The sequence below is a fragment of the Intrasporangium sp. genome (assembly GCF_032907665.1).
Lineage (GTDB): Bacteria > Actinomycetota > Actinomycetes > Actinomycetales > Dermatophilaceae > Intrasporangium.
In genome coordinates, this window is the sequence record NZ_JAJJPG010000021.1 from 1 (window position 1) to 26,725 (window position 26,725).

Consider the following 26,725-nt stretch of genomic DNA (forward strand, 5'->3'; position numbering starts at 1 on the left):
TGTGGAGATCGGGGCCACTCGACGCGGCGGTGGGCGGCTCGTCGGTCAGGCGCGTGCCCGGTGGACGCGTAGCGCCGGGACCACGTGCCTGGCAAGCAGTGGAGCGAGGTCCTCGGGCAGCTCGTCGTCGATGCACAGCCAGCGCTGCTCCGCGATCTCGGCCCGCGGCGCGGGGTCGGCCCCCGCCGGCAGTGCGGCGACGAAGACGGTGGCATCGACGAACGCCCCCGGCTCGTTGGCCGCCACCTCGTGGAACCGACCCAGGGCTGCGTCCGGCACCCCGGCGAGGTCGACGCCGACCTCTTCCAGCGCCTCGCGGACGGCTGCCTGCCGCGGCGTCTCGCCCGGGTCGATCTTGCCGCCGGGCAGCTGGAACCGGCTCGAGCCGGCCTTCCGGACAGTGAGCAGCCGGTCCCCGTCGAGAATGCAGAAGGCCGCGGTCACGAAGGTCGTCGTCACGCCCCCGACGCTAGCGGGAGCCACGTCATCGCCGTGGGGGTCCCGCCTCGACCCGGCGGCGCAGCTCCGCCACGCCGTCCGGCCCCTCGGGGAGGTCCCACCAGCTCTCGATCCACCACGTCGCCCCAGCCTGCTCCCACGCCTCCGGGTCCGCCGGCTCGAGAGCAGTGAACGACCCGTGCGAGTCGGCCTCGATCACCGCGTCGTAGCCGTCCATCGTGAGCCCGGACGCGGCCCGTAGCGCCCGCACGCCGTCGATGACCGCGGCGAACTGGTCGAGGGTCTTCGGGGCGCCCTCCGAGGGCGGCTGGATCGCCGGGATGACGCCCTGCCACCGAGCAGCTCGCTCGAGCGACCGCTGCCGCCCGTCCCTGCCGACCGCGGCGGACCCGACGACCCAGACGGGCGGGTGCGGCCGCTGGGGCGTCGGCGGCGGCAGCATGAAGTCGTTGCGGCCGGCTGAGTAGTGCTCGCCGCTGAAGGTGAACTCCGGGTCCCCTCCGAGGAGGCCCGCAAAGATGGCGAGCGACTCGTCGAGCTTCTTGGCCCGCACGGCGCGCCCTTCGTCGGCCTCGAAGGCGAGCCAGCCGGGATGGAGCGCTCCGAGCCCCACTGACATGACGGCACGACCCCCGCTGATCCGGTCGACGGAACCGACCTTCGAGGCCAGGTCCCACGGCCGGTGCCGGGATGCCGGGGTCAGCAGGGTGCCGAGCCGGATCGACGAGGTCGCCATCGCGGCGGCGCCGAGCTCGACCCACGCGTCGATGCCGTAGAGCGCCTCCCAGGTGAAGATCCCGTCCCACCCTTGCTGCTCGCCCACCTCGGCGAGGTCGGCGAACTCCAGCTCAGCGGCATACGGAACAACGAATCCGAACCTCATCCGTCCTGCCTACCACCCACCTCCGACACGCCACTCACCCTGCAAGAACTTGCAGGATCTGTTTGGTTTTTGCTCGGGGATGCCCGATCATGGCCGGCGTGACGCCGCGCCCGCCCACCAACCTCGCCACCCTCACCACCCTCACCCCGCCGTCCCTGCGGGTGGCTGCACCCGTGCACGCCGCCGACCCTCCCGACGCGCCCTGGTGGCGGCACGCCGTGATCTACCAGGTCTACCCCCGGTCGTGGGCCGACTCCGACGGCGACGGCATCGGCGACCTCCCCGGCATCACCGCTCGTCTCGGCCACCTTCGCGACCTCGGGGTCGATGCCCTCTGGCTGTCCCCCTTCTACCGGAGTCCCCAGGTCGATGCCGGCTACGACGTGGCGGACTACCGCGACGTCGACCGGCTCTTCGGCGCGCTCGCCGACGCCGACGCGCTCATCACGCGCGCACACGAGCTCGGTCTTCGCGTCGTCGTCGACCTCGTCCCGAACCACAGCTCCGTCGAGCACCCATGGTTCCGCGCCGCACTCGCAGCGGGTCCCGGGTCGCGGGAGCGCGATCGCTACCACTTCCGCGACGGGACGGGGACGGACGGGGAGGCGCCGCCGAACAACTGGGAGTCCGTCTTCGGCGGCCCGGCCTGGACGCGCGTGAGCGATGCGGACGGCTCGCCCGGCCAGTGGTACCTCCACTTGTTCGACCCCGCGCAGCCCGACTTCAACTGGGACAACCGGGAGGTCCACGAGGAGTTCGAGGAGGTGCTCCGCTTCTGGCTCGACCGCGGCGTGGACGGCTTCCGTGTCGACGTCGCCCATGGGCTCGTCAAGAAGGAGGGCCTGCCCGACCACCGGGCCCGCACCCACCTGCTCGGCGACACCGAGGATGCCGCGGCGCACGTCCTCGACGGCCAGGCGCCCGAGCCCACCCACTACACGCCCTACTGGGACCAGGACGGCGTCCACGACATCTACCGCTCGTGGCGCCGCGTGCTCGACTCCTACGGTCCCCCGGACCGGATCCTCTGCGCCGAGGCGTGGGTCGAGCCGCAGGACCGCGCCGCCAGGTACGTCCGGTCCGACGAGATGCACCAGGCCTTCAACTTCGACTTCCTCGGCACCCCGTGGATCGCCGAGGACCTCGTCGCGGTCATCGAACGGTCGCTGCAAGCCGCGGACGCCGTGGGCGCCCCGTCCACCTGGGTCCTCTCGAACCACGATGTCGTGCGTCACGCGAGCCGGCTCGGTTTCCCGCCGGGGACGCCGCGCCCCAACGGGATCGGCGCCGAGGACCCCCAGCCGGACCGCGAGCTCGGCCTGCGGCGGGCCCGCGCCGCGACGACCCTGATGCTCGGCCTACCGGGGAGCGCCTACCTCTTCCAGGGGGAGGAGCTCGGTCTGCCGGAGTCGACCGACCTGCCGGACGACCTTCGTCAGGACCCCGCCTTCCACCGCACCGGAGGGGCGGAGAAGGGGCGCGACGGCTGCCGGGTGCCCTTCCCCTGGGCCAAGGACGTGCCCGCGCTCGGCTTCGGCCCCACCGCCGCGACGTGGTTGCCGCAACCCGCCGCCTACGGCGCCTGCGCCGTCGACCAGCAGGAGGGCGTGTCGGGATCGACGCTGGAGCTCTACCGTTCCCTGCTGCGTGTGCGGCGCGAGCTGTCCCTCGGGTCGGGATCCCTGGCCCTCGTCGAGGGCTACGGCCGCGACGTCGTCGCCTTCGTCAACGGCGGCACCGAGGGCCGGCCCCTGCTCGTCGTCGCGAACCTCGGCCGGGAGCCGGTGGCGGTCCCGGGCGACGCCGAGGTCATCGTGGCGTCCGGACCGCTCGAGGGAGGCCTCGTCCCCCCGGATGTCGCGGTCTGGGCGGCCTGGTCCTGACCTCGCCCCCGGCCCAGGCCCCGGAAGACCGCTCCGACACGGGCGTGGTGCCGAGCCAACGACTGGCTCTTCGCCCGGCACCACGGTGCGGGGCCGCGCGACGACTACCCTCGGCGTCATGACCACCCGGCCGTACCTGGCCCAGAGGCCCGTCGCCCTCGCGCACCGCGGCGGGGCGCTCTACGAGCCCAACCTCGGCATCGAGAACACCATGACCGCCTTCCGCAATGCGGTCGCGCTCGGCTACACCCATCTCGAGACCGATGTGCACGCCACCCGCGACGGACGCCTCGTCGCGTTCCACGACGACCGGCTCGACCGGGTGTCGGACATGCAGGGCCGCATCGGCGCCCTGGACTGGGACACGGTGCGGTGGGCCCGGGTCGGTCACGGCGAGCACGTGCCCCTGCTCACCGAGGTCCTCGACGCCTTCCCCGGCATCAGGCTCAACATCGACCTCAAGGCGCCTCGCACGGCCGACCTGCTGTGGGAGATCATCGCGGCACGCGGACTGCACGACTCGGTCTGCGTCGGCTCCTTCTCGCAGCGGGAGATCACCGCGTTCCGGAAGGTCTCCGCCGGCCGGGTCGCGACCGCCGCCGCACACGCCGGCACCATCCTCATGCGGTTCGGACCCCGGGTGCTCTCGCGACTGCTGCGCACACCCGCCGACGTCTTCCAGGTGCCCCCCACCCACGTGCTCGGAGGGCGGGAGGTCACGGTCGTGACCGGCAAGCTCGTCGAGGCTGCCCACCACTTCGGCAAGCAGGTGCACGTGTGGACCGTCGACGACGCAGAGCAGATGCACCACTTCCTCGACCTCGGCGTGGATGGCCTGGTCAGTGACCGCATCGAGGTGCTCAAGGAGGTGCTCACGGCACGCGGCCTGTGGACCGGCGTCAGCTGAGGCTCACCCGCGCGGCTCGTCGGCGGGGCGACCGAGGCAGCGTCCCTCAGCGGACGAGGACATGGCCGCGCGAGGTGCTCAACCGGGTCCATCGCCCGCAGGTCGCGACCGTCGCCGCCTCACCCTCGCGGAGGAAGCCGAGCACGTGGGCCCCGAAGGCGAGTCCGGCGCGGATCGGGGGCACGGTCTCGCTCATGGCGCCCCAGACCCGGCGGCGCAGCGCGGTCACGGCCGCACCACCGGAGCCCTCTGGTGCCCCTTCGGCGATGGCGGCGATGCCCTGCTCCGCGACAGAGGTGAGGTCGGCGGCCTCGAGGGACCCGACGCGCTCCCAGCCCTCACGCGGCGGCGTCAGGCCGGCCCACGGCGGCGACACCCTGGTCGGCGGCACGCGAAGCGTCGTCTCCCCCACGCCGTGCCGGGCCAGACGGTCGTTCACCGAGGCGAAGGTCACGGTGGCGTCGATCCCTGCAGGAGCCGCCCGGACGGGCACGGCTCGCAGGCCGAGCACGGTCCCCTCGCCCAGGAGGCCGGCACCCTCGAGCACGGCGACGGTGACGACGAGCACGCCGGGCACGGGTGCCTGGAGCCGCACGGCGCCGTCCGGAGCGGCGACTCGGGCGCGCCCGACGAACGTCGACAGGTCGGTCAGGGCGCGGGGGTCGCCGAAGTCGATCTGCTCCACGACGGCGCTCACCGACGCCTCCGCCTGAAGGGCGCGTCGCCGCCGAGTCGCACCGCGAGCGACTCCCGTTCCGCGGGGCGCATCCGACGCGGCTTCGACTCGGAGAAGTCGTAGAGGGCGAGCTCGGTCTCCGCCACGGCGTAGACGGGCCCGCGGTGCGGGCCGGTGTCGCCGCCCGAGTTGCGTCCGGGACCATCGAGTCCGTCGGGGTCGGTGACGATGTAGGCGACGTCGAAACCGGCGCCCCCGATCCGCGAGACCCACATCCGGATCTCCACGGGCTCGTGACGGAAGCCCAGCGGCCGGCGGTACTCGATCTCGTGCCGCGAGACGAGCACACCCTCGTCGAGCAGGCTCCGCCCGCCGCCGTCGGCGCGGTCGAACCAGTCGCGGAACGCGATGACGCGCGCGTCCTCGAGCAGCCGGAGGAACTGGACGTTGTTGATGTGGGCGTAGGCATCCATGTCGGACCAGCGCAGGGACACGTGGGCGGCGTACGGCTCCATGTCGGCATCCTTGCAGGGTTGTCCACATCTCCTCCCTCGCGTCTCGCCTTACCCACACCGGGCCGTATGCCGCTGAGCCCGGTCACCGGGGCGACGTAGGTTGGGGTCATGCCGAGCTCCCCCGCCGCCCCCGCCGCCCTCGACCTTCGCGAGCGCGCCACCGTGGCGCTGCGCCGACTCGTGGGCCGAGAGGACGTCGACTTCCGGGACGGCCAGCTCGAGGCGATCGAGGCCCTCGTGGCCACGCACGGACGGGTGCTCGTCGTCCAGCGCACCGGGTGGGGGAAGTCGGCCGTGTACTTCGTGGCGACGGCGCTGCGGCGCGCGGAGGGTGCTGGTCCGACCGTCATCGTCTCGCCGCTGCTGGCGCTGATGCGCGACCAGATCGCAGCGGCGGAGCGGGCCGGCATCCGGGCCGTCACGCTCAACTCGACGAACGCTGACGAGTGGGGCGCCATCTCCGGGGCGCTGTCGCGGGGCGAGGTCGACGTGCTCCTCGTCAGCCCCGAGCGCCTCAACAACCCACGGTTCCGCGACGAGCAGCTCCCGGCGCTCGCGGCGTCCTGCGGCCTGCTCGTCGTCGACGAAGCGCACTGCATCAGCGACTGGGGCCACGACTTCCGCCCCGACTACCGCCGGATCCGCGACCTGCTCACGACGCTTCCCGAGGGGACCCCGGTCCTCGCGACGACGGCCACGGCCAACGCACGCGTCGTGACGGACGTCGTGGAGCAGCTCTCGGCGGGCAGTGAGGCAGGCCCGGCGAGTCGCGACGTGCTCACTCTCCGCGGTCCGCTGGCGCGGGCCTCGTTGCGCCTCGGCGTCCTCCCGCTGGCTGCCCCCGAGCAGCGGCTCGCCTGGCTCATCGCCCATCTCGAGGACCTGCCGGGGTCCGGCATCGTCTACGCCCTGACGGTTGCGGCCGCCGAGGACGTGGCCGCAGCCCTCCGCGACGCCGGGCACGACGTCGCGGCCTACACCGGGCGCACCGAGCCTGCGGAGCGCATCCGGCTCGAGGAGGCCCTGCGCGACAACGCGCTCAAGGCGCTCGTGGCGACGTCGGCGCTGGGCATGGGCTTCGACAAGCCTGACCTCGGTTTCGTGCTGCACCTCGGAGCACCCTCGTCGCCCGTCGCGTACTACCAGCAGGTCGGCCGCGCCGGCCGCGCCACGGAGCGCGCCGACGTCCTGCTCATGCCGGGGCCGGAGGACAAGGACATCTGGCGCTACTTCGCCTCCGCCTCCATGCCGCGCCAGGACCAGGCGGATGCGGTCCTGCGCGCCCTGGCCGAGAGCGGACGGCCGCTGTCCACGGTGGCCCTGGAGTCGATCGTCGACGTTCGGCGCACTCGCCTCGAGCTGCTCCTCAAGGTCCTCGACGTCGACGGCGCGGTGCAACGGGTCCCGGGCGGGTGGACCTCGACCGGCCGCCCGTGGACCTACGACGCCGAGCGCTACGAGCGCGTCGCCCAGGCCAGGGACCGGGAGCAGCAGCTCATGGTCGACTACGAGCGCACCGACGCCTGCCGGATGGCCTTCCTCCAGCGCTGCCTCGACGACGACACGGCGCAGGACTGCGGCCGCTGCGACCGCTGCGCCGGGGCGTGGTTCGCGACCGAGATCCCCGAGGCCGCGGTCAACACGGCCCGCTCCCGTCTCGAGCAGCCCGGCGTCCCCCTCGAGCCCCGCGCCCAGTGGCCGACCGGGATGGACCGACTCGGCGTGCCCGTCAAGGGACGCATCGCACCCGAGGTGGCCATGTCGGAGGGGCGCGCGGTCGCGAGGCTCAGCGACCTCGGCTGGGGTCATCGGCTGCGCGAGCTGCTCCGCGCGTCGTCCGACGGCCCGGACCGACAGGTTCCCCCTGAGGTCCTGCGCGCGGTCGTCGAGGTGCTGCGGGCCTGGGGCTGGGCCGAGCGCCCTGTCGCGATCGTGTCGGTTCCCTCGCGTCGTCGGCCCCAGCTCGTGGCGTCGCTCGCGGCCGGCATCGGAGAGCTCGGCCGGCTGCCTTATCTCGGGAGCCTCGACCTCGTCGACGGCGGCCCGGTCGGCGACCCGGGCGGAAACAGCGCGTTCCGCCTGGCCAGCATCTGGGGGCGGCTGGAGGTCGGCGCCGACCTGAGGAAGGCACTCAGCGGCATGCGCGGTCCGCTGCTCCTCGTCGACGACGTCGCGGACTCCCGGTGGACCCTGACCGTGGCGAGCGCGCTGCTGCGGGAGGCGGGGGCACACGCCGTGCTCCCGCTCGCCCTGGCGCTGGAGGCCTGATCCGGCAGCCGTGCGTGACGCGTCGGGGACGGGGGCTAGGGTCGTCGCTGTGACAGACGACGCCACTGCGGCACTGACGCCGATCGAGGACCTCATCGATGTGCTCACCCTCCGGGAGCTGGGCACGGCCAAGATCTCCGTCACAGGGATCCCGGGCGCCAGCGCCGCCTCCTCCATCGGGGCCACCGAGGCGCGGGTCTTCGAGGGGCGCAGCCAGCGGATGCCCCACAACCGGGTCTTCGGCGGACAGGTGCTCGCCCAGTGCGTCATGGCTGCCGGACTCACCCTCAAGGATGTGGAGCAGCGCGAGGGGCCCCGCCCGATCCACTCGCTCCACGGCTACTTCATGCGCCCCGGCGACGACACCCTGCCGATCCGGTTCGCGGTCGAGGAGATGCGGGACGGCAGGTCGTTCTCGACCCGGCGCGTCCACGCCATCCAGAACGATGCGCCGATCATGTCGTTCACCGCCTCGTTCCAGGAGCCGGCGCCGGGCCTGGAGCACCAGCTCCCCGTCCCGGACCTGCCCGGGCCCGAGGGCCTGCGGTCACTGGCCGACCTGCTCGGCCACATCGACCATCCGGCGGCGCAGCACATCGCCACCCAACGGCCCATCGAGCAGCGCCCGATCGAGGAGACAAGCTTCCTCAGCCCGGCCAGCGGCGCCCTGGCCGAGCAGCACGTCTGGATGCGCGCCGTCGGCGAGCTTCCCGGGGACCCGCTCATCCACGCGGCGGTCCTCGCCTACGCGAGCGACTACTCCCTGCTCGACCCCGTGCTGCGGCGCCACGGCCTCGTGTGGGGCGACCCCCGACTTCGGGTGGCCAGCCTCGACCATTCGATGTGGTTCCACCGGCCGGCCGCCGGCGACGCCTGGTTCCTCTACGCGCAGGAGTCACCCTCCGCGTCGAACGGCCGCGGGCTGGGGATCGGCCAGATGTTCCAGGACGGTCAGCTCATCGCGACGACGGCCCAGGAGGGCATGGTCCGGGTCAAGGCCTGATCGGCAGGGCGCGCCGCGCTGTCATGTCGACCTCAGCGAGTGCGGAGCACGGCGACGTCGTGGCCGTCGAGCCGGATGCCGTGCGCGTCCACGACGGGAGCGCGGGCCCACGACGCGAGGACGCGCTCGACCTGCAGCCCCCGGAGCGGCACGACCTGCGATCGGGGCCGGAAGTTGCACACGACGTGGATGCTGCGCCGGTGCATGATGAGCCAGCCGTTCTCGTCGTCGACCTCGACCTGCGTCGCGCCGAGATCACCAGAGCGAGCATCCGGCTCTCGCCGCCGCACCTTGATCAGCTCGCGGTAGAAGTCGAGCATCGCCGTGTGCCCCCGTCCACCGCGCTCCGCCCAGTCGAGGATCGACGCGCTCCGGGTGGCGGGGTCCTGCGGGTCCGGGATGTCGTCGGCCGACCATCCGTGCGCCGCGAACTCCTCGCGCCGGCCTTTTCGCACTGCGTCTCCGAGCCACCGGTCCTCGAATGAGGTGAAGTACTGGAAGGGCGTGCTGGCGCGCCACTCCTCGCCCATGAAGACCATGGGCGTGTAGGGCGAGAGCAGGTAGAGCGCAGCCCCGATCGCCTGCTGTCCCGGCGAGATCGTCTCGCTGATCCGGTCACCGGTGGCCCGGTTGCCGACCTGGTCATGGTTCTGCAGGTAGGCCAGGAAGCGGTGTCCGGAAACGCGGTGCGGATCGACCGGCGCGCCCCAGACCTGCCCGCGGAAGGTCGAGAACCGCCCGTCATGGAGGAACACCTCGGTCAGTGTCTTCGCGAGGACCCGAAGTGGGGTCCCGTCGGGCCAGGCCTGCGTGCCGCCGGCGAAATCCGCGTAGTATCCCCGGCGCTCACCGGTGAGGGCGACGTGCAGCGCATGGTGGACGTCGTCGTCCCACTGGGCAGTCATGCCCCGACCGCCGGCAGCCGTGGGCAGAACCATGACCGGGTCGTTGAGGTCGCTCTCAGCGACGAGGTCGAGGGGTCGTCCGAGCTCAGCGGACAACGCGGCCGTCGCGTCGCTCAGCTCGGCGAGCAGATGGAGCGGGGAGTCGTCGTGGAAGGCGTGGACCGCGTCGAGGCGCAGCGCGTCGACATGGAAGTCGCGGAACCACCGCAGCGCGTTGTCCAGGACCCACCGGCGGACCTCGCCGCTGCCCGGCCCGTCGAGGTTGAGGGCTGGTCCCCACGGAGTGGAGTGGCGCTCGGTGAAGTAGGGGCCGAAGGTCGACAGGTAGTTGCCGACCGGCCCGACGTGGTTGTAGACGACGTCGAGGCAGACCCCGAGGCCTCGGGCATGGCAGGCATCGACGAACTCCTGGAGGGCACGGGGGCCGCCATAGGGGTGGTGCACCGCGAACGGTTGCACGCCGTCGTAACCCCAGCCGTGGTTGCCGCCGAACGCTGCGACAGGCATCACCTCCACCACGTCGACGCCGAGGTCGACGAGGTCGTCGAGGTGGGCGATCGCCCCGGTGAGCGTGCCGGCCTGGGTGAAGGTGCCGACGTGCAGCTCGTAGTAGACCCCGCCCAGCGTGCCCCGGCCGTCGCAGGGCCCGCGCCAGCGGTCGTCGCTCCAGGCGAAGTCGCCCGCGTCGAACGTTCGGCTCGGGCCGTGGACGCCATAGGGCAGACAGGCGCTGCGGGGGTCTGGGAGGGGGTCGCTTCCGTCGACCGTCACGAGGTAGTCCAGCTCCGACCATTCCTCGCCGTCAGGAGTCCATGACCACCACCCGTCGTCCTCGGCGGTCATCGGGTGGTGGTCGGCGCCCACGACGCACCTCACCACCTGCGCCTCGGGGGCCCAGACCCTGATCGGTGTCATCTGCTGATCCCTCCGACGTCGTCCCTGACGAGGATCGCCACGGGCAGGCCGCCGAGCGGCAGGACGTCCGCGAGTCGCGCGCCCCCGCCCGGAACCGATCCGTGACCCAGCAGGTCGCGCCACCTGCCCGGGGGGAGCACGACAGTGTCGTCTCCCCATCCGCCCCTGTCCCCCAGCCTGCCGGCCAGCCTGGTCGCGACCACGCAGACGTCGTCGACACCCCCGTCCCCGCGTCGGAACGCCACGGCGTGCTCACCCGACACGGCGAGCGGGGCGTAGCCGCCCGCCGCCCCGACGAACACGTCGGGCCGCTCCCGGCGCAGCCGCAGCGCTGCCGCGGTGACGAGCAGCTTCTCGTCCGCGAGAGTCCGTGGCGGATCACCCGCAGCGAGCTCGCCGAGCCGATGAGCCCGCCCGGCGTGGTCGACCCGTCGCCGGTTGTCGGGGTCGACGAGCGAGAGGTCGACGACCTCGGTCCCCTGGTACACGTCCGGGACACCCGGCATGAGGAGCTGGACCACCTTCTGGCCCAAGGTGACAGCCCGTGCCTCGGCAGCCGTCAGCGCCAGCCAGTCAGCGACATGGTCCGCCACGGCGCGGTCCGTCGCGAGCCCGGCGCAGAACTGCGCGAGATCCTCCTCGTAGGAGGGGTCCCCATCCACCCAGGCCGTGTGCAGCTTGGCCTCGCGAGCTGCCTTGATGGCGTAGGCCGTGAGCCGGTCCGGGTCGATCGGCCACGTGCCGACGAGGGTCTGCCACAGGAGGTACTCCGTCAGCGCATCGACCTGCTGCGTGCGATACGACCCTGCCAGCCGCCACGCCCTTCTCACCCAGTCCGCCCAGGCCCCCGGGCGCTCCGCGAGCACGGCCAGCCGGGCCCGGACGTCCTCGGAGCGCTTCGTGTCGTGGGTCGAGAGCGTCGTCATCGTCAGCGGCCAGTCCCGCGCGAGCCGCCCCGCGAAGGAATGGAACTCGCCGACCCCCACGCCGACGCGGCCGGGGTCCCCGCCGACCTCGTTCAGTCCGACGAGCCGCACGAACCGGTAGAACGTCGTGTCCTCGACACCCTTGGCCATGACGGGACCGCACGTCTGCTGGAACCGGACGACGAAGTCTCCCTGGGCCGCCACGTCCGCTACCCCTCGGATCCGGCCCACGGCGAGGTCGACGACTGCCTCGAGCACCGCCTCGTCCGGCCCCTCCCCGGTCAGGCCGCCCCCGCGGAGCCCCGCCCGGTGCAGGATCGCTGCGTCATCGCTCTCGCTCGCCGGGTCGGCCCCGCCGGGGTCCGGTGTCTCGTCTGGCGCGTGAAGCGCGTCGGGCTGTTCGTCCGGGCGGACGTACACCCGGTAGCGGTCCATCCCGACGAGGAGGGCCACGAGCGCACGACGGGCCTGCACCAGGTCCAGGTGCGGGAGGGCCCGGCCGATCAGCCGCAGCAGCCGGTCGACCTCGGCAGCGAGGACTCGCTCCACGATGTGCACCTTCGCCGCGCCCGTCATCGCCTCGAGGTCCTGCCGTTGCCCGAGGAGCTCCTCCGAGAGCGCCGCGAGCGGCTCCGCCCCCTCAGGATCGTGGAAGATTCCCCCGACTCTCAGGAGCGCGTCATAGCCCGTCGTCCCGGCGCAGGCCCACGAGGCCGGCAGCTGCTCATCCCCCTCGAGGATCTTCTCGACCACGGTCCACGGCGCGCCCGCCGCCGCCGCGAGGTCATCGAGGTAGGCACGCGGGTCGGCGAGCCCGTCCGGGTGGTCGATGCGCAAGCCGTCGACCTGGCCGGACCGCAGGGCGTCCGCGATGAGCCGGTGCGTCGCCTCGAACACCTCTCGGTCCTCCACACGGACGCCGATGAGCGAGGTCACGTCGAAGAAGCGCCGGTAGTTCAGGGCGGTCCCCGCCTCGCGCCAGGACGCCAAGCGGTAGTGCTGCTGCTCGAGGAGCGAGCCCAGCGGCATACGGTCCGGGTCTGAGTCCGGCGACAGCGGAAGGACGTGCTCGAAGTAGCGCACCACCCGCCCACCGTCGAGGCGGTCGAGCGTGAGCTCGCCCGCTGCGAGCACCTTCTCCAGCGGCGCACCGAGCACCGGCCAGAGGACCTTGCCGTTCTGGGCGGCCCAGTCGATGTCGAACCATCGCGCGTACGGCGATGCCGGGCCCTGCCTCAGCAGCGACCAGAGCGGGCCACTCTGCGAGACGGGGACGGGAGTGGCCATGTGGTTGGGCACGAGGTCGACGACGAGTCCCAGCCCCACGCCGTGCGCGGCGGCCACGAGCCGCCGGAAACCCGCTGCCCCGCCAAGACCGTCGGCCAGCCGGGAGTGGTCGACGACGTCGTAACCGTGGGTCGACCCCTGCGACGCCTGGAGGATCGGCGACAGGTAGAGATGCGAGACGCCGAGGTCCGCGAGTCCAGCGACCTGCGCCGCCGCCTCGTCGAAGGTCAGATCCGGCCCGAGCTGGAGCCGGTAGGTCGACACGATGCGGCGGTCGGTGCTCACAGGTCGGACTCCCGCGGGTTGCGCAGGACGACGATGCTGCGGGCGTCGACCTCGACCTGCCAACCGGGCTCGAGGTCCTCGGCGGAGATCTCCCGGGCGGCCGTGTCGACCTCGGGGATCCACACCCGGCCGTACTCCTCCCCCGGCAGGGTGAAGGTGATCGACTCGGAGTGAGCGTTGAACATGACGAGGAAGGAGTCGCCGACGATCCGCTCGCCGCGGCGGTCGGGCTCCGGGATCGCCAACCCGTTGAGGAAGACCATGACCGACTTGGCGAGCGAGTTGTGCCAAGCCGGTTCGTCCATGTGCTCGCCGCTCGGCATGAACCACGCGATGTCGCCGAGCTCGCTCTCGCCGCCGTGGTCGGCACTGCCCGCGAAGAACCGACGCCTGCGGAAGACCGGGTTCTCCTGGCGCAGCCGGATGATCGACTGGGTGAAGGCGAGCAGGGCCTCCTCCCCCTCGTCGAGGTCCCAGTCGACCCACGTGAGCTCGTTGTCCTGGCAGTAGCCGTTGTTGTTGCCGAGCTGACTGCGGCCGAGCTCGTCGCCGTGGCTGATCATCGGCACACCCTGCGAGAGCAGAAGGGTGGCGAGGAAGTTGCGCTGCTGGCGGGCGCGCAGGGCCAGGATCGCGGGGTCTGACGTCGGCCCCTCGGCACCGCAGTTCCAGGACCGGTTGTGGCTCTCGCCGTCGATGCCACCCTCGCCGTTGGCCTCGTTGTGCTTCTCGTTGTACGACACGAGGTCGCGCAGCGTGAAGCCGTCGTGACACGTGACGAAGTTGACCGACGCGATGGGCTTGCGGCCCGAGTGCTCGTAGAGGTCGCTCGACCCGGTGAAGCGCGACGCGAACTCGGCGAGCGCGCCTCCCGCGCCGCGCCAGTAGTCCCGCACCGTGTCGCGGTATCGCCCGTTCCACTCGGTCCACAGCGGCGGAAAGCCCCCGACCTGGTAGCCGCCCTCGCCGAGGTCCCACGGCTCGGCGATGAGCTTGACCTGGCTGACGACCGGGTCCTGCTGGATGAGGTCGAAGAAGGCCGAGAGCTTGTCGACCTCGTGGAACTGCCGGGCCAGCGTCGCGGCCAGGTCGAAGCGGAACCCGTCGACGTGCATCTCGGTGACCCAGTAGCGCAGGGAGTCCATGATCAGCTGCAGGACGTGGGGGCTGCGCATGAGCAGGGAGTTCCCGGTGCCCGTGGTGTCGTAGTAGTGGGCCAGGTCGTCGCTGACGAGCCGGTAGTAGCTGCTGTTGTCGAGGCCGCGGAAGGCGAGTGTCGGCCCGAGGTGGTTGCCCTCTGCGGTGTGGTTGTAGACGACGTCGAGGATGACTTCGATGTCCGCCTCGTGCAGCGCCTTGACCATCGCCTTGAACTCGAGCACCTGCTGGCCTCGCTCGCCGCCGGCCGCGTAGCCGTTGTGCGGCGCGAGGAAGCCGATGGTGTTGTAGCCCCAGTAGTTGGACAGGCCCCGGTCGACGAGGTGGGCGTCCTGGACGAACTGGTGGACGGGCATGAGCTCGATCGCGGTGATCCCGAGGCCCTTGAGGTGGGCGATGGTCGCGGGGTGGGCGATGGCTGCGTAGGTGCCGCGGATCCCGTCCGGGATCTCCGGGTGCTGTTGCGTCAGGCCCTTGACGTGCGCCTCGTAGATGACGGTGTCGTGGTACTCGTGCCGTGGCGGCCGGTCGTTGGACCAGTCGAAGAACGGGTTGGTGACGACCGACAACATCGTGTGTCCGAGGCTGTCCTCCGTGTTGACCCGCGTGGTGGACGCCGCATCGGAGTCGCCGAACGTGTACGAGTAGAGCGCCTGGCTGTTCTCCGCCTGGCCCTCGATCGCCTTGGCGTAGGGGTCGAGGAGCAGCTTGGCCGGATTGCAGCGGTGCCCCCGGGCGGGATCGTAGGGTCCGTGGACCCGGAAGCCATAGCGCTGCCCTGGCTGCACGTAGGGGACGTAGCCGTGCCAGACGAAACCGTCGACCTCCGGCAGCGGCACCCGGGTCTCGGTGAGGTCGTCGTCGACGAGGCAGAGCTCGACGCGCTCGGCCACCTCCGAGAACACGGCGAAGTTGACACCTGTCCCGTCGTAGGTCGCCCCCAAGGGGTAGGCCTGCCCGGGCCAGATCTCCATGGTTCGCCATTCTGGCGGGTGCCGCGGGCCAGCGCGAAACCGGGCGAGGCGCTCAGGTCCGATCGACAGGGTGCGGAGGAGATCGATACCCCCTAGGGTGTGGCCACTCGGTGCCGCCCGGCACCCCGCAGAAGGAACCCATCACCCCCATGAAGCGAACCCACGCACTGGCAGCAGGTGCCTCGGCACTCGCCGTCGCCTTCGCCGCGCTCCCCGCCCACGCGGAGCCCGTCGACACGCACACCTTCACCCGCAACACCACCGCCCTCCACGTCACGGCGAAGGCAGCCACGGCGAAGGCAGCCACGGCTAATCCGGGCACGGCGAACGCAGCGACGGCCGACCGCACGGCAGCCGCCGCCGTCCTCCGGATCGCCGGACTTGACCGCATCGGCACTGCGCTCGAGGCGTCGAGCTTCTGGCCCGACGCGGGCGCCGAGGGAGCCGCCTCGGCCGTCGTGCTCTCCCGCTCCGACCAGTACGCCGACGCGCTCGGCGGCTCCGCTCTCGCGGGGGCAGCGGGCGGCCCCCTGCTGCTGACGTCGCCGGACCAGCTTCGCGCCGAGGTCGGGGCCGAGATCGACCGTCTCCTCGGCGGCGCCGGCACCGTCTACCTGCTCGGCGGCCCCAAGGCCATCTCCGTCGACGTCGAGAATGCCCTCGACGCCGCCGGCTACTCGGTCACGAGACTGGATGGGGTGGATCGCTACGAGACCTCGGTGGTGACTGCGAAGGAGACCGCTGCGCTCAGCCCCGGCGGCCAGACTCAGCTGGTCTTCGCCACGACGGGCCGCAACTTCCCCGACGGCCTCGCGGCCGGGGCCACGGCTGCCGGCTACTGGGGAGCCGTCGTCCTGACCCGGGACGACCAGCTGCCCGGGCCCGTCGCCACCTACCTCGACGAGCTCGCCGCCCTCGAGATCCCCATGCTCGCCGTCGGGGGGGCGGCCGCCGCTGCCCCCGGGCCGTGGCTGGACGCCCTCGTCGGCCGCGACCGCTACGAGACGGCCCAGATCGTCGCGGAGTCCTTCTGGGGCAGCACCGACCTGGACTCCGACGATCCCGTCGTCATCGGCCTCGCGACCGGTCTGGACTGGCCGGACGCCCTCTCCGGGGGTGCCTTCGTCGCCGGCGGGGGGCCGCTCGTCCTGTCCAGGAAGGACTCCCTCCCGGGCAGCACGAGTGCCGCCGTCACGACGCTCGTCAGCTCCGCGGAGCCGTCCACCGTTGAGCTGGGTGTCCTCTTCGGGGGACCCGTCGCCGTGACGGACACGGTGCTCGACGAGTTCGACGCCCTGCTCAACCCCGCCCCGTAACCACTCGCGTGAACCAGCCTGGGCCGGGCCCGCACCGTCGTGCGGACCCGGCCCAGCGGCATACGGCGTGGGTTGGTCCCCGGTCCGGTCAGTACGGCTAGAGGGACCCGCCGAGCGTGACGCCGCCATCGATGGTCAGGGTCTGTCCGGTGATCCATGCAGCGTCGGGCCCGAGGAGGAAGCTCACCGCGCCGGCGACGTCCTCGGGTGTGCCGAGCCGCTTCATCGGGTAGGCCCGGACGACCTTCTCCTCGCGGCCTTCGTAGAGCGCCTCCGCGAACTTCGTCTTGACGACGGCCGGGGCAACGGCATTGACCCGAACGTCCGGTCCGAGCTGGTAGCCCAGCTCGGTGGTGAGGTGGATGAGGGCCGCCTTGGAGACGCCGTACCACCCGATGACCCCGGAGGCCCCTTGGCCCGCGACGGAAGCGAGGTTGACGACGGCGGCGGGGTGCTGCTCGTCACCGATCCCCGCCCCGACCGCCTTCTTGATCCACGAGAAGGCGGCCACGACGTTGACATCGAGGACCTTGCGAGCGACGTCAAGGTCCGCGTCGAGCATCGGCCCGTACACCGGGTTGATCCCCGTGTTGTTGACGAGGTAGTGCAGACCGCCGAACGTCGACCGAGCGGCGGCGATGACCTCGTCCTGGTGCGCCTCGTCCGCGGCGTTGCCCGGGATCCCGAGCGCGTTGGCGGCGCCGCCGAGCGAGTCCACGGCCTCGGCGAGCGCCTCGGGCTTGCGCGCGGTGATGACGACCTTGGCGCCCTCCGCGACGAGGCGGGCCGCGATGCCGAGGCCGATGCCCCGGCTCGCCCCCGTGACGATGGCGACCGCGCCCTCGTGTGCCCCCATCAGAAGCCGAGGTCCCGACCGATGAGCTCCTTCATGATCTCGTTCGATCCGGCCCAGATCTTCGTCACGCGAGCGTCCCGCCAGGCGCGGCCGACGCGGTACTCGTTCATGAAGCCGTAGCCGCCGTGCAGCTGCACGCAGGCGTCGAGGACGTCGTTCTGCACCTGGGAGCTCCACCACTTCGCCTTGGCCGCGTCGACAGCGGTGAGCTCGTGCGTGGCGTGAGCCATGACGCAGTCGTCGACGTAGGACTCGGCGACCTCGATCTTGGTGACGAGCTCGGCCAAGAGGAACTTGTTGAACTGGAAGTTGCCGATCGACTGGCCGAACGCCTTGCGGTCCTTGGCGTACTGGATGGTCTCCTCGAGGATCGCCTTGGCGTGGGCGACGTTGGCGATGCCCGAGCCGATCCGCTCCTGGGGCAGCCGTTGCATCATCGCGATGAAGCCCAGGCCCTCCTCGCCGAGCCGGTTCTCGTCGGGCACACGGACGTTCTCGAAGAACAGCTCTGCCGTGTCGGACTCGTCCATGCCGACCTTGTCGAGCTTGCGCCCGTTGACGAAGCCCTCCATGCCGCGCTCGACCATGAACAGGGTGATCCCCTTGGCACCCTTCGACGCGTCGGTGCGAGCGGCGACGATGACGAGGTCGGCCTGGTAGCCGTTGGTGATGAAGGTCTTGGAGCCGTTGAGGACCCAACCGTCGCCGTCCCGCACGGCAGTGGTCTTGAGGGCAGCGAGGTCGGAGCCGCCGGAGGGCTCGGTCATCGCGATGGCGATGATGAGGTCGCCACTGGCGATGCCCGGGAGCCAGCGCTGCTTCTGCTCCTCGGTGCCGAGGTCGACGATGTAGGCGGGGCAGACGTCGGCGTGGATGCCGAAGCAGGAGCTCGTCGCCATGTTGAAGCGGGCCCACTCCTCGGCGACGACCGCGTTGAAGCGGTAGTCGTCGACGCCGGCGCCGCCGTAGGCCTCCGGGATGTCGAACCCGAAGAAGCCCTGTTTGCCCGCGGCCTGCCAGATGTCGCGCGGGATCACCTTGTCGCGGATCATCTCCTCCGCCCGCGGTCGCATGACCCGGTCGATGAACTCGCGGGCCGAGGCGCGCAGGGCCTCGTGGTCGTCGTCGTAGATGTTGCGCGGCATGCGGCCCTCCCAGGCGTGAACTCACGGGTAACTAAGCGCTTGCTTAGTCTCCCTTCTCTCAGGCATGCTGTCAACGTGCCGCACACGACCGTGCCGACCTCGCTGGCCGAGGACGGGACCGACCCGACGACCGTCGAGCGACTCATGCGCGCCGCAGCACAGGCCTTCGCCGAGAAGGGCTTTCACGCGACGACGACGCGCGACATCGCCTCCGGGGCGGGCCTGTCCCCCGCCGGGGTCTACGTCCACTTCGGGTCGAAGGAGGAGCTGCTCTTCAACCTCAGTCGGCGGGGGCACGAGTCGGCCCTGCGGTTGGTGCGCGAGGCGCTCGAGGGAGTCGACGCACCGGCAGCGCGGCTCGCTGTGGCGATGAACCGCTTCTCGCGCTGGCACGCGGAGCAGTACCAGCTGGCCAAGGTCGTCCAGTACGAGCACCAGCACCTCACGCCGGAGCACCGAGCCGAGGTGCTGGCCCTGCGCAAGGACATCGACGCCCTCGTGCGGCAGGTGCTCGAGGGTGGCGTGGCCGAGGGCGTCTTCGAGGTCACCGACATCGCCGACACCGCCCTCGCCCTGCTGTCCATGGCCGTCGACGTCGCCCGCTGGTACTCCCCCACGATCAAGCGCACGCCAGCACAGATCGGTGAGACCAACGCCGCCCTGGCCCTGCGCCTCGTCGGTGCGCGCTCGTGAGGGGCGGGCACACCGTCCTCCAGGTCCCGGTCCCGCAGCTCGAGCCCTTCGTCATCGAGCGACACCGTCACTACGACCGCGACTTCGTGTCGTCGGACCCGCGCTTCGTGCACGCCCACATCACGGCTCTCGGTCCGTTCCTGCCGCCTCGCCTGATCGACGCCGCGGTCCGTTCGGCGATCGGGGAGATCGCGCGTGGCGTGGGCGAGTTCACCTTCCGGCTCGCTCGGATCGACACCTTCCCCAACGGCATCATCCACCTCGTACCGGAGCCCGAGGGGCCCTTCCGCGACCTCACCGCGCGGCTGCTGGAGGTGTTCCCCGACTGCCCGCCGTATGCCGGTGAGTTCCCTGACGTCCGACCGCACCTGACGCTCGACGCCCGTTCACCGGCCGTGACCGTCGCGTCGACCCGGCGACGGCTGGGCGATCTCGTGCCGGCGACGTGCGTCGCCGAGCGACTCGACCTCGCGTGGTACGAGGCCGGCGGCTGCCGCGTCCTCGCTGCGTGGCCCCTGGCGGGCGGCCCTGACGAGCTCAGCGGCCCGCTATCCGCCGGTCAGCGTCCGGCGGCGCTGAGGCCCGCGACCTGACGGACGACCTCGGCGACCAACGGATAGACGTCAGGGTCGGTCTGGTTGCCCATCCCCAGGATGGCGTCGTCGATGCCCGCCTCGGCGAGGGCGCCGAGCTTGTCGACCGCCGCGGACACCGACATCGTCGGCTCGCCCGACGGGGCCGTCTCGCCGGTCTCCGAGAGGCTCACCCGGGTGAGGACCGTCTTCGTGATCTCGTCGTAGTCCCGGCCCACATCGGCGCAGTGCTCGCGCAGCGCGTCGCAGGTGGCGGCCAGCCGCCCCGGGCCGACGTCGAAGAAGTTCGAGGCGTCGGCGTACTCGGCGACGAGGCGCAGGGTCTTCTTCGGCCCCATGCCCCCGATGAGGATCGGCGGATGCGGCCGGCGGATCGCCTGGGGACTGTTGAGGGTGCGCTCGAGGCCGTAGTGCCGACCGGCGAAGGCGCCGTCGTCGTCGGACCACATCTGGCGCAGGATCTGCAGGGTCTCCTCGAGCCGCTCGAAGCGCTCCGCCACGGGCGGGAAGGGAACGCCGAGCCCGCGATGCTCCTCCTCGTTCCAGGCTGCACCGATCCCCAGCCAGGCCCTGCCGCCGGAGAGGACGTCGAGCGTCGTCACCGTCTTGGCGAGGATGCCCGGGTGCCGGTAGGTCACGCCCGTCACCAAGGTGCCGAGCTCGATCCTCGACGTCTGACCGGCAGCGAATCCGAGCGTGGTGTAGGCCTCGAGCATCTCGAGCTCGGGCGGCCCGATCCCGCGGATCTGGAAGAAGTGGTCCATGACCCACAGCGAGGACACGCCGGCGTCCTCCGCGTTGCGAGCGATCCGGCCGAAGGTGGGCCCGATGGTCGCCGGTGCCCCCGGCCAGCTGAAGTGCGAGACCTGCAGTCCGAGGCGCATGCCCCGATCCTAGAGTTCAGGGCGTCAGGCCAGCGAGGACGCCGTCCTCAGCGCCTGCGACCCCGCCGGGACCTCGAGGGCGACGGTCACCCTGGGCAGGAAGAACTGGACGAGGGGGCCGATGGCGATCGCATACAGGACGGTTCCGAGCCCGATCGGCCCGCCGAGGAGCCAGCCGACGCCGAGAACCGTGACCTCGAGCCCGGTGCGGACGAGCCGAATGCTCAGCCCGGTGCGGTGGGACAGCCCTGTCATCAGCCCGTCTCGTGGACCGGGGCCGAGCTGGCTGCCGATGTAGAGTCCGCCGGCGAGCCCGTTGAGGACCAGCCCACTGACGAGCAGGGCGAGCTGGGGAGCCAGTCCGGACGGGGTGGCGATGAGCGCCAGCCCCGCGTCTGCTGCCAACCCGATGACGACGACGTTGGAGATCGTGCCCAGACCGGGCCACTGCCGCAGCGGGACCCAGAGGAGCAGCACGAGCGCCCCGACGACGATGGTGACCTGACCGAAGGTCATCGGTACGCGCAGGGTGACGCCGGCGTGGAAGACGTCCCACGGATCCAGTCCGAGAGCGGCCCGGAGCATCATCGCCATCGACACTCCATAGAGCGTGAGCCCGACGAACAGCTGGACCACGCGGCGCGGAAGTCGGCCAGCGCGCAGCTGCTCCCGTGGCGAGAGGTTGAGGAGGGGCACGGAGCGACGCATGGCTCCACGATCCCCGCAAGTGGACTCACTTTCCACGTCCAATCCTGACACACTGGACTCCATGCGTACCGTCTCCGCCCGCACCGTGGCCCAGCTCCTCGGGCCCGAGCCACTAACCCGGCCCGCCTACCGCAGCCTCGCCGCGGCCATGCGTCGGCTCGTCTCGGACGGCCGCATCCTCGTCGGGACCCGGCTGCCGAGTGAGCGGGCGCTGATGTCCGAGCTCGGGCTGAGCCGAACGACCGTCGTGGGCGCGCTGGACGTGCTCCGCGAGGAGGGCTTCATCGTGACTCGCCGTGGCTCCGGCAGCGTCGCTGCGCTGCCCGAGGACGGTTCGGGCCTCGCCCTCTCCGGGGCGGGCCTGGTGCCGACCGACGTGCCACCTGATGTCATCGACCTCACCTATGCGGTGCTGCCCGCAGCCGCGGGCCTCACCGGCGCCTACGAGCGTGCCCTGGAGCATCTCCCGCGGCACCTGTCGACGGCCGGCTACCACCCCCGCGGGCTGCCTGAGCTGAGGCAGGCTCTGGCCGACTGGTACGAGAGCCGGGGCCTGCCGACCGATCCGGGCGACGTCCTCATCACGAGCGGTGCCCACGCAGCCCTGTCCGCGGTCCTCCGCGCCGCCCTCGACCCCGGTGACCGCGTGCTCCTCGAGACCCCCACCTATCCCAACGCCATCGTCGGCGTGCGGCGCTCCGGACTTCGGCCGGTCCCCTTTCCCATCGACCCTCTTGGCTGGGATCCCGGGCGTCTCGAGCTCGCCCTCCGGCAGGGCGGGGCCCGCATGGCCTATCTCGTCCCCGACTTCCAGAACCCCACCGGTCGCCTCATGTCCGGCGACGAGCGCGTCCAGGTGTCCGAGGTCCTGCGCCGGACACGGGTCACGCCGATCATCGACGAGACCTTCGTCGAGCTCGGGCTCGACGTCTCACCTCCCGGCCCGTTCGCCGCGTCGTCGCCGGCGGCCGTGACGCTCGGGAGCACGGGCAAGGCGTTCTGGGGCGGCCTCCGCGTGGGCTGGGTACGCGCGCCCCACCCACTGGTGGCTCCCATTCTCGAGGCCCGCCACAGCCTGGACCTCGGCACCGCCGTCCTCGAGCAGCTCGTGCTCACGGAGCTTCTCCGGGCCGGCCCGGAGCTCCTCGAGGAGCGGCGCGCTGAGGCCCGCAGGCGGCGCGACGCGATGATGGCGGCCCTGCGGACCCACGTTCCCGAGTGGAGCTTTGCGGTGCCGCCGGGAGGGCTCAACCTGTGGTGCGAGCTACCGGTCGACCGCGGGGACGCGCTCTCCCGCGTTGCCGAGTCGGCAGGCGTGCGTCTGGCTCGCGGGACGCAGTTCGGGACCGACGGGGGGATGGACCGGTTCGTCCGGATCCCGTTCAGCGTGCCTGCGGACGAGACGGACGAGGTCGGCCGCCGCCTCGCAGACGCATGGCGCCTCGCCCTCGGTAGTCGTTCCACCCGGGAGCCGGCAACTCCCCTCATCGCCTGACGCGGAACTGCGCGAAACCGCGGTGGCGACGGCGGCACCAAGCGTACCGTCGTCGGTGAGTGGTGGCCCGCCCAGGACAGGGACGTGGCCACCTCACCTCCACGCACCCGCAGGAGTCGACATGTCCCGACCGCTCCTCCTGGCCGTAGACCCCGACCCCGAGAGCCTGTCGCGCATCGAGCAGGAGCTCTCGCGGCGGTACGGCAGCGACTTCCGCGTCCGCGGCGAGTCGGACGGCGTCACGGCCCTGGCGACGCTCGAACGCGCCGCGAGCCGTGGTGAGCCCGTGGCTCTCGTGCTTGCCGACCCGTGGCTCTCTGACGTGCCGGGAACGGAGCTGCTCGGCATGGTGCGCTCGCTGCACCCCGATGCGGGCCGTGCCCTCCTCGTGCCGTGGGGTTCCTGGGCCGACCGCCGCACGGCCGACGTCATCCTCAAGGCCATGGCGCACGGAGAGATCAACTACTACGTCCTCAAGCCCTGGACGTCCCCCGACGAGCTGTTCCACCGGACCGTTGCCGAGTTCGTCCAGGTCTGGTCGCGCACGGTGATCGACGGACGGCGCGAGGTCGTCGTCATCGGGCCGCTGCGCGACCGCCGAGGGCACGAGGTGCGCAGCCTCTTGAGTCGCAACGGCATCCCCCATGCCTACCTCGACCGTGGGACGCCCGAGGCCGAGGACGTGCTGCGCCGCATCGACGGCCCGGGTCCCGACGACCCGGCCGGTCCCCTCGTCGTGTGGCTCGCTGCCTTGGGCGGACGCGTACTCGTGGACCCGACCGACCCCGAGATCTGCACGGCGTGGGGCATCCGCACCGGCCTCGAGCCAGCCGACCGGGAGGTCGACGTCCTCGTCGTCGGCGCCGGGCCTGCGGGTCTCGCCGCATCGGTCTACGCCTCGTCGGAGGGCCTCACGGTGCTCTGCCTCGAGGAGCACGCACTCGGCGGCCAGGCCGGGACGAGCTCGCTGATCCGCAACTACCTCGGCTTCTCGAGGGGTCTGAGCGGCGCCGAGCTCGCGCAGCGGGGGTTCCAGCAAGCGTGGGTCTTCGGCGCGCGGTTCGTCCTCACGAGACCCGTGACCGGGCTGGCGCCGCACGACCCGCCGGGCAGCGGCTTCCGGGTGGAGGTCGCTGGAGCCGGCACGGTGAACGCCAAGGCAGTCGTACTCGCGACGGGCGTCGCCTACCGCAGACTCGGCGTGCCCTCACTCGAGGCGCTCAGCGGCTCGGGCGTGTTCTACGGAGCGAACGTCTCTGAGGCCCACGGCCTGTCCGGTGCCCACGTCGTCATCGTCGGCGGCGGCAACTCGGCCGGTCAGGCCGCGCTGCACCTGCATCGCTATGCCGCTGACGTCACCGTCGTCGTGCGGACCCCCGACCTGTCGGCGACGATGTCGCAGTACCTCATCGACGAGATCACCGCAAGCCCTCGCATCGCCCTGGTGCCCAACGCCGATGTCGTCGATGGCGGGGGCGACGGCTGGCTGAGCCAGGTCACCGTGAGGGACCGGAGCACCGGCGAGGACCGTAGCCTCCCCGCAGACGGGCTCTTCGTCATGATCGGCGCCGCGCCGCACACCGAGTGGCTCCCGGACGGGGTCTTCCGCGACGAGTGGGGGTTCGTCGTGACCGGTTCCGACGTGGCCGGCGAGAACCTGTGGAGCCTCGCCCGGCCGCCGCTGCCCCACGAGACCTGCGTGCCCGGACTCTTCGCAGTGGGAGACGTCCGAAGCGGCTCCGTGAAGCGGGTCGCCTCGGCCGTCGGTGAAGGCTCCGTCGTCGTGTCCGAGGTGCACCACTACCTGTCCCTCTCGCCGGCCGGTGGGGGACGAGCCGACGATGGCTGACATCGCCTCGGCGGCCGGCGGCCACTCCCGGCGAACCGGGCTCGGCCCGGTCGTCGGAGGCCTCGTCCTCGCGATTCCGGTCGTCGGTCTCATCGTCCTGCGCACGAACCCGGAGCTGGATGCGACCTACCAACACGATCCGACCCACTTCTGGCTCGTCCTTGCCGCCGCCGTCCTCAGCGCCGTCACTGCCTACGGCACCGGGACGGCGGCGGCGCGTCGCGGTGACGTCCGCGTCATGTACCTCTCGCTGGCCTTCCTCTCCTCCGCCGGCTTCCTCGGACTCCACGCCCTCGCGACGCCGCACGTTCTCCTTCCCTCGGCGAGCGCGGGTTTCAACATCTCCACCCCCGTCGGCATGGTGATCGGGTCGCTCTTTGCCGGTGCGTCCATCCTCGACGTTCCACCCGATCGGACTGCGCAGGCACTGCGTCGGGCACGGCAGCTGCGGCTCGCCCTGGTGCTGTTCATGGTGGTCTGGGCCGCATTCTCGCTCTGGCGTCTGCCGCCCTTCGACGAGGGCGTGGGACCCGAACGCGCGAGTGGAGTCCTGCTCGTCGGCGCGCTCGTGGCCACGGTGATCTACGTCGGTGCGGCACTCGCCTACTTCCGGCTGTGGCTTCGCCGCGGCGGACTGCTTCCGGCAGCCATGGTCGCAGCGCTCGTGCTGCTGGCCGAAGCCATGGTCGCCGTGACGGTCGCGCCGAACTGGCGCTACAGCTGGTGGGAGTGGCACCTGCTCCTGCTCGCCGCCTTCGTGCTCGTCGCCTGGGGTGCCCAACAGTCCTGGCACGAGGAACGCTTCGCCGGGCTCTACAACGAGGAGACCGTCGCCGGTCGCCGAACCATGACCATCCTCTTCGCCGACCTCAAGGGCTTCACGAGCTACTCCGAGACCCACACTCCTGCCGAGGTGACGGAGATGCTCAACGAGTACTTCACCGTGGCCATTCCGGCAGTGGCCAAGAAGCACGGTGGACAGGTCGACCGCATCATCGGCGACGCGCTGATGGTCACCTTCAACCGGCTGGGTGACCAGGATGACCACGCGAGGCGGGCCGCCCTGGCCGGGCTCGAGCTGCAGGAGCAGACCGGCCGGATCGCCACCCAGCACCCTGGATGGCCGCGCTTCCGCGTCGGCATCAACACCGGCGAGGTCCTCGTCAGCGTGCTCGGTGGCGAGGGCGGTCGCACCCACACCGTCATCGGCGACGCGGTCAACATCGCGTCACGAATCGAGGGCCGGGCCCCGGTCGGCCGGGTCGCCATCACCGCAGAGACGCTGGCCCAGCTTCCCGGGGCGGTGACCGAGCCGCTCGGACCACTCGAGCTCAAGGGCAAGGACGCGCCGGTCCAGGCCTACGTGCTCGTCGCGCTGCCCGGCTGACCGGACCCGGGCCCGACATCGATCAGGTCCAGCCTCATGACCGGCCGGGTCGCCCCCGTTCGACCGACGACGTCGAAGCCTGCAGCGGCGAACGTCGTGGCCACCCCGTGGTAGAGCTCGCTCCCCCCGACCCGGGTCGTGCGTGCCGCCACGTCCACGGGATGGCCGACGACGGCGGTCGCCCGCTCCTCACGTGCCGTCTCGATCGCGGCTGCGAGCAACGCCCTCGAGATCCCCTGGCGGCGCCACCCGACCTTGACGACGAAGCACGTGATCGCCCACACGGACTCGTCACCGAGGTCGTCGTCCGACGCAGCGGCCACGGCGCGCATGGTGCGGCTCTCGGTGATCCTCGGGAACGAGGGGCGGGGGCCGAGCTGCACCCAGCCGACAGGTTTCGGCTGCCTCCCCTGCTCCCCGGACCGACGAGCGCCGACCACGCCGGCTGGAGGGCCCGTCTCGGGAGCGGGCTCAGCGGCATACGCGATGAGCCCGACGGGCAACGTCGCCGCGCGCACCTGCGAGAGGAGCTGGCGCTGGTTGAGCTCCGCCGACCGCTCGTAGGTGCGCCCCGTCGTCCGGAAGTACTGGCACCAGCACCACGACGGGTCCCCGCGCGTTCCGAACAGCTCGACGAGGTCCTCGAAGCGGTCCGCCGTGAGCGGCGTGATGGTGAGGTCGATCATCCCCCCAGTCTGGTGTCGGGCCGTGACGAACGGCAGGCTTGCGGCGACCGGGAAGTGACGGACCGAGAC

The 26,725-nt window shown here is 71.6% G+C and carries 22 protein-coding genes; 10 read left to right on the plus strand and 12 right to left on the minus strand.

Annotation, left to right across the window (positions count from 1 at the left end):
• Window positions 1–45 precede the first annotated feature (45 nt).
• Both LOY02_RS05240 and LOY02_RS05245 read right to left on the minus strand, forming a co-directional pair.
• Window positions 46–459 (minus strand): NUDIX domain-containing protein, encoded by a 414-nt coding sequence (locus LOY02_RS05240; RefSeq protein ID WP_317181278.1) that lies wholly within the window; start codon window positions 457–459, stop codon window positions 46–48.
• Between the two features lie 25 nt (window positions 460–484).
• Window positions 485–1,342, minus strand: coding sequence for an LLM class flavin-dependent oxidoreductase (locus LOY02_RS05245; protein ID WP_317181279.1), 858 nt, complete (start codon window positions 1,340–1,342; stop codon window positions 485–487).
• A gap of 161 nt (window positions 1,343–1,503) precedes the next feature.
• On the opposite strand from LOY02_RS05245, the gene LOY02_RS05250 reads away from it, so the two are divergent.
• Entirely contained in the window at window positions 1,504–3,225 is a 1,722-nt protein-coding gene (locus LOY02_RS05250; RefSeq protein ID WP_317181309.1) for a glycoside hydrolase family 13 protein, read from the plus strand.
• A gap of 118 nt (window positions 3,226–3,343) precedes the next feature.
• Window positions 3,344–4,132 carry a glycerophosphodiester phosphodiesterase family protein gene (locus tag LOY02_RS05255; RefSeq protein ID WP_317181280.1) on the plus strand — a complete coding sequence of 263 codons (789 nt, stop codon included), beginning with the start codon at window positions 3,344–3,346 and terminating at the stop codon, window positions 4,130–4,132.
• Between the two features lie 46 nt (window positions 4,133–4,178).
• Here the strand turns inward: LOY02_RS05255 and LOY02_RS05260 are convergent, their stop codons facing one another.
• Together LOY02_RS05260 and LOY02_RS05265 are read right to left on the minus strand one after the other, a co-directional pair.
• Window positions 4,179–4,829, minus strand: a complete 651-nt coding sequence (locus tag LOY02_RS05260) for a hypothetical protein (protein ID WP_317181281.1) — start codon at window positions 4,827–4,829, stop codon at window positions 4,179–4,181.
• Window positions 4,826–5,323: an acyl-CoA thioesterase gene (locus tag LOY02_RS05265; protein WP_317181282.1), complete on the minus strand. Its 498-nt coding sequence runs from the start codon at window positions 5,321–5,323 to the stop codon at window positions 4,826–4,828. Before LOY02_RS05265 ends, LOY02_RS05260 begins: the two co-directional genes overlap by 4 nt.
• A gap of 108 nt (window positions 5,324–5,431) precedes the next feature.
• Between LOY02_RS05265 and LOY02_RS05270 the strand changes: the two genes are divergently transcribed.
• Both LOY02_RS05270 and LOY02_RS05275 read left to right on the plus strand, forming a co-directional pair.
• Complete coding sequence (locus tag LOY02_RS05270) at window positions 5,432–7,591, plus strand: DEAD/DEAH box helicase (RefSeq protein ID WP_317181283.1); 2,160 nt, start codon at window positions 5,432–5,434, stop codon at window positions 7,589–7,591.
• A 49-nt stretch (window positions 7,592–7,640) separates the two neighbouring features.
• On the plus strand, window positions 7,641–8,594 hold the full coding sequence (locus LOY02_RS05275; RefSeq protein WP_317181284.1) for an acyl-CoA thioesterase II: 954 nt from the start codon (window positions 7,641–7,643) through the stop codon (window positions 8,592–8,594).
• Window positions 8,595–8,626: 32 nt separating this feature from the next.
• Here the strand turns inward: LOY02_RS05275 and treZ are convergent, their stop codons facing one another.
• From treZ to glgX, 3 genes are read right to left on the minus strand one after another with little or no spacing between them, the layout of a single operon-like run.
• Window positions 8,627–10,414 (minus strand): malto-oligosyltrehalose trehalohydrolase, encoded by a 1,788-nt coding sequence (gene treZ, locus LOY02_RS05280; RefSeq protein ID WP_317181285.1) that lies wholly within the window; start codon window positions 10,412–10,414, stop codon window positions 8,627–8,629.
• The gene (gene treY / locus LOY02_RS05285; protein WP_317181286.1) at window positions 10,411–12,912 is read right to left on the minus strand and encodes a malto-oligosyltrehalose synthase; all 2,502 of its coding nucleotides are present in this window, start codon (window positions 12,910–12,912) and stop codon (window positions 10,411–10,413) included. The genes treZ and treY overlap by 4 nt, the downstream gene beginning before the upstream one ends.
• On the minus strand, window positions 12,909–15,044 hold the full coding sequence (gene glgX / locus LOY02_RS05290; RefSeq protein WP_317181287.1) for a glycogen debranching protein GlgX: 2,136 nt from the start codon (window positions 15,042–15,044) through the stop codon (window positions 12,909–12,911). The genes treY and glgX overlap by 4 nt, the downstream gene beginning before the upstream one ends.
• A gap of 149 nt (window positions 15,045–15,193) precedes the next feature.
• On the opposite strand from glgX, the gene LOY02_RS05295 reads away from it, so the two are divergent.
• Window positions 15,194–16,360 (plus strand): cell wall-binding repeat-containing protein, encoded by a 1,167-nt coding sequence (locus LOY02_RS05295; protein WP_317181288.1) that lies wholly within the window; start codon window positions 15,194–15,196, stop codon window positions 16,358–16,360.
• Window positions 16,361–16,457: 97 nt separating this feature from the next.
• Here LOY02_RS05295 and LOY02_RS05300 read toward each other — a convergent pair whose 3' ends face one another.
• Both LOY02_RS05300 and LOY02_RS05305 read right to left on the minus strand, forming a co-directional pair.
• Window positions 16,458–17,216, minus strand: a complete 759-nt coding sequence (locus LOY02_RS05300) for an SDR family oxidoreductase (RefSeq protein WP_317181289.1) — start codon at window positions 17,214–17,216, stop codon at window positions 16,458–16,460.
• Entirely contained in the window at window positions 17,216–18,361 is a 1,146-nt protein-coding gene (locus LOY02_RS05305) for an acyl-CoA dehydrogenase family protein (protein ID WP_317181290.1), read from the minus strand. Before LOY02_RS05305 ends, LOY02_RS05300 begins: the two co-directional genes overlap by 1 nt.
• 75 nt (window positions 18,362–18,436) lie before the next feature.
• Here LOY02_RS05305 and LOY02_RS05310 point away from each other — a divergent pair, with 75 nt between their 5' ends.
• Complete coding sequence (locus LOY02_RS05310; protein WP_317181291.1) at window positions 18,437–19,054, plus strand: TetR/AcrR family transcriptional regulator; 618 nt, start codon at window positions 18,437–18,439, stop codon at window positions 19,052–19,054.
• On the plus strand, window positions 19,051–19,647 hold the full coding sequence (locus LOY02_RS05315; RefSeq protein ID WP_317181292.1) for a 2'-5' RNA ligase family protein: 597 nt from the start codon (window positions 19,051–19,053) through the stop codon (window positions 19,645–19,647). The genes LOY02_RS05310 and LOY02_RS05315 overlap by 4 nt, the downstream gene beginning before the upstream one ends.
• On the opposite strand, the gene LOY02_RS05320 is transcribed toward LOY02_RS05315, so the two are convergent.
• Both LOY02_RS05320 and LOY02_RS05325 read right to left on the minus strand, forming a co-directional pair.
• Entirely contained in the window at window positions 19,614–20,531 is a 918-nt protein-coding gene (locus LOY02_RS05320; RefSeq protein ID WP_317181293.1) for an LLM class F420-dependent oxidoreductase, read from the minus strand. The two genes, LOY02_RS05315 and LOY02_RS05320, sit on opposite strands and share 34 nt — an antisense overlap.
• 24 nt (window positions 20,532–20,555) lie before the next feature.
• Window positions 20,556–21,239, minus strand: coding sequence for a hypothetical protein (locus LOY02_RS05325; RefSeq protein ID WP_317181294.1), 684 nt, complete (start codon window positions 21,237–21,239; stop codon window positions 20,556–20,558).
• Between the two features lie 61 nt (window positions 21,240–21,300).
• On the opposite strand from LOY02_RS05325, the gene LOY02_RS05330 reads away from it, so the two are divergent.
• The 3 genes from LOY02_RS05330 (at window position 21,301) to LOY02_RS05340 (ending at window position 25,970) form a co-directional block, all read left to right on the plus strand.
• The gene (locus LOY02_RS05330; protein ID WP_317181295.1) at window positions 21,301–22,734 is read left to right on the plus strand and encodes a PLP-dependent aminotransferase family protein; all 1,434 of its coding nucleotides are present in this window, start codon (window positions 21,301–21,303) and stop codon (window positions 22,732–22,734) included.
• A 121-nt stretch (window positions 22,735–22,855) separates the two neighbouring features.
• The gene (locus tag LOY02_RS05335) at window positions 22,856–24,583 is read left to right on the plus strand and encodes an FAD-dependent oxidoreductase (protein ID WP_317181296.1); all 1,728 of its coding nucleotides are present in this window, start codon (window positions 22,856–22,858) and stop codon (window positions 24,581–24,583) included.
• Window positions 24,576–25,970: an adenylate/guanylate cyclase domain-containing protein gene (locus LOY02_RS05340; RefSeq protein WP_317181297.1), complete on the plus strand. Its 1,395-nt coding sequence runs from the start codon at window positions 24,576–24,578 to the stop codon at window positions 25,968–25,970. The genes LOY02_RS05335 and LOY02_RS05340 overlap by 8 nt, the downstream gene beginning before the upstream one ends.
• Here LOY02_RS05340 and LOY02_RS05345 read toward each other — a convergent pair.
• Window positions 25,943–26,656: a GNAT family N-acetyltransferase gene (locus LOY02_RS05345; protein ID WP_317181298.1), complete on the minus strand. Its 714-nt coding sequence runs from the start codon at window positions 26,654–26,656 to the stop codon at window positions 25,943–25,945. The two genes, LOY02_RS05340 and LOY02_RS05345, sit on opposite strands and share 28 nt — an antisense overlap.
• Between the last annotated feature and the right edge of the window lie 69 nt (window positions 26,657–26,725).

Coding starts and splice junctions, on each gene's coding strand:
- LOY02_RS05305 (WP_317181290.1), bottom strand. CDS start 18,361: ATGCCGCGCAACATCTACGACGACGACCACGAGGCCCTGCGCGCCTCG.
- LOY02_RS05345 (WP_317181298.1), bottom strand. CDS start 26,656: ATGATCGACCTCACCATCACGCCGCTCACGGCGGACCGCTTCGAGGAC.
- LOY02_RS05325 (WP_317181294.1), bottom strand. CDS start 21,239: ATGCGTCGCTCCGTGCCCCTCCTCAACCTCTCGCCACGGGAGCAGCTG.
- treZ (WP_317181285.1), bottom strand. CDS start 10,414: ATGACACCGATCAGGGTCTGGGCCCCCGAGGCGCAGGTGGTGAGGTGC.
- LOY02_RS05335 (WP_317181296.1), top strand. CDS start 22,856: ATGTCCCGACCGCTCCTCCTGGCCGTAGACCCCGACCCCGAGAGCCTG.
- LOY02_RS05320 (WP_317181293.1), bottom strand. CDS start 20,531: ATGCGCCTCGGACTGCAGGTCTCGCACTTCAGCTGGCCGGGGGCACCG.
- LOY02_RS05265 (WP_317181282.1), bottom strand. CDS start 5,323: ATGGAGCCGTACGCCGCCCACGTGTCCCTGCGCTGGTCCGACATGGAT.
- LOY02_RS05245 (WP_317181279.1), bottom strand. CDS start 1,342: ATGAGGTTCGGATTCGTTGTTCCGTATGCCGCTGAGCTGGAGTTCGCC.
- LOY02_RS05255 (WP_317181280.1), top strand. CDS start 3,344: ATGACCACCCGGCCGTACCTGGCCCAGAGGCCCGTCGCCCTCGCGCAC.
- LOY02_RS05295 (WP_317181288.1), top strand. CDS start 15,194: ATGAAGCGAACCCACGCACTGGCAGCAGGTGCCTCGGCACTCGCCGTC.
- LOY02_RS05270 (WP_317181283.1), top strand. CDS start 5,432: ATGCCGAGCTCCCCCGCCGCCCCCGCCGCCCTCGACCTTCGCGAGCGC.
- LOY02_RS05300 (WP_317181289.1), bottom strand. CDS start 17,216: ATGGGGGCACACGAGGGCGCGGTCGCCATCGTCACGGGGGCGAGCCGG.
- LOY02_RS05330 (WP_317181295.1), top strand. CDS start 21,301: ATGCGTACCGTCTCCGCCCGCACCGTGGCCCAGCTCCTCGGGCCCGAG.
- glgX (WP_317181287.1), bottom strand. CDS start 15,044: ATGGAGATCTGGCCCGGGCAGGCCTACCCCTTGGGGGCGACCTACGAC.
- LOY02_RS05340 (WP_317181297.1), top strand. CDS start 24,576: ATGGCTGACATCGCCTCGGCGGCCGGCGGCCACTCCCGGCGAACCGGG.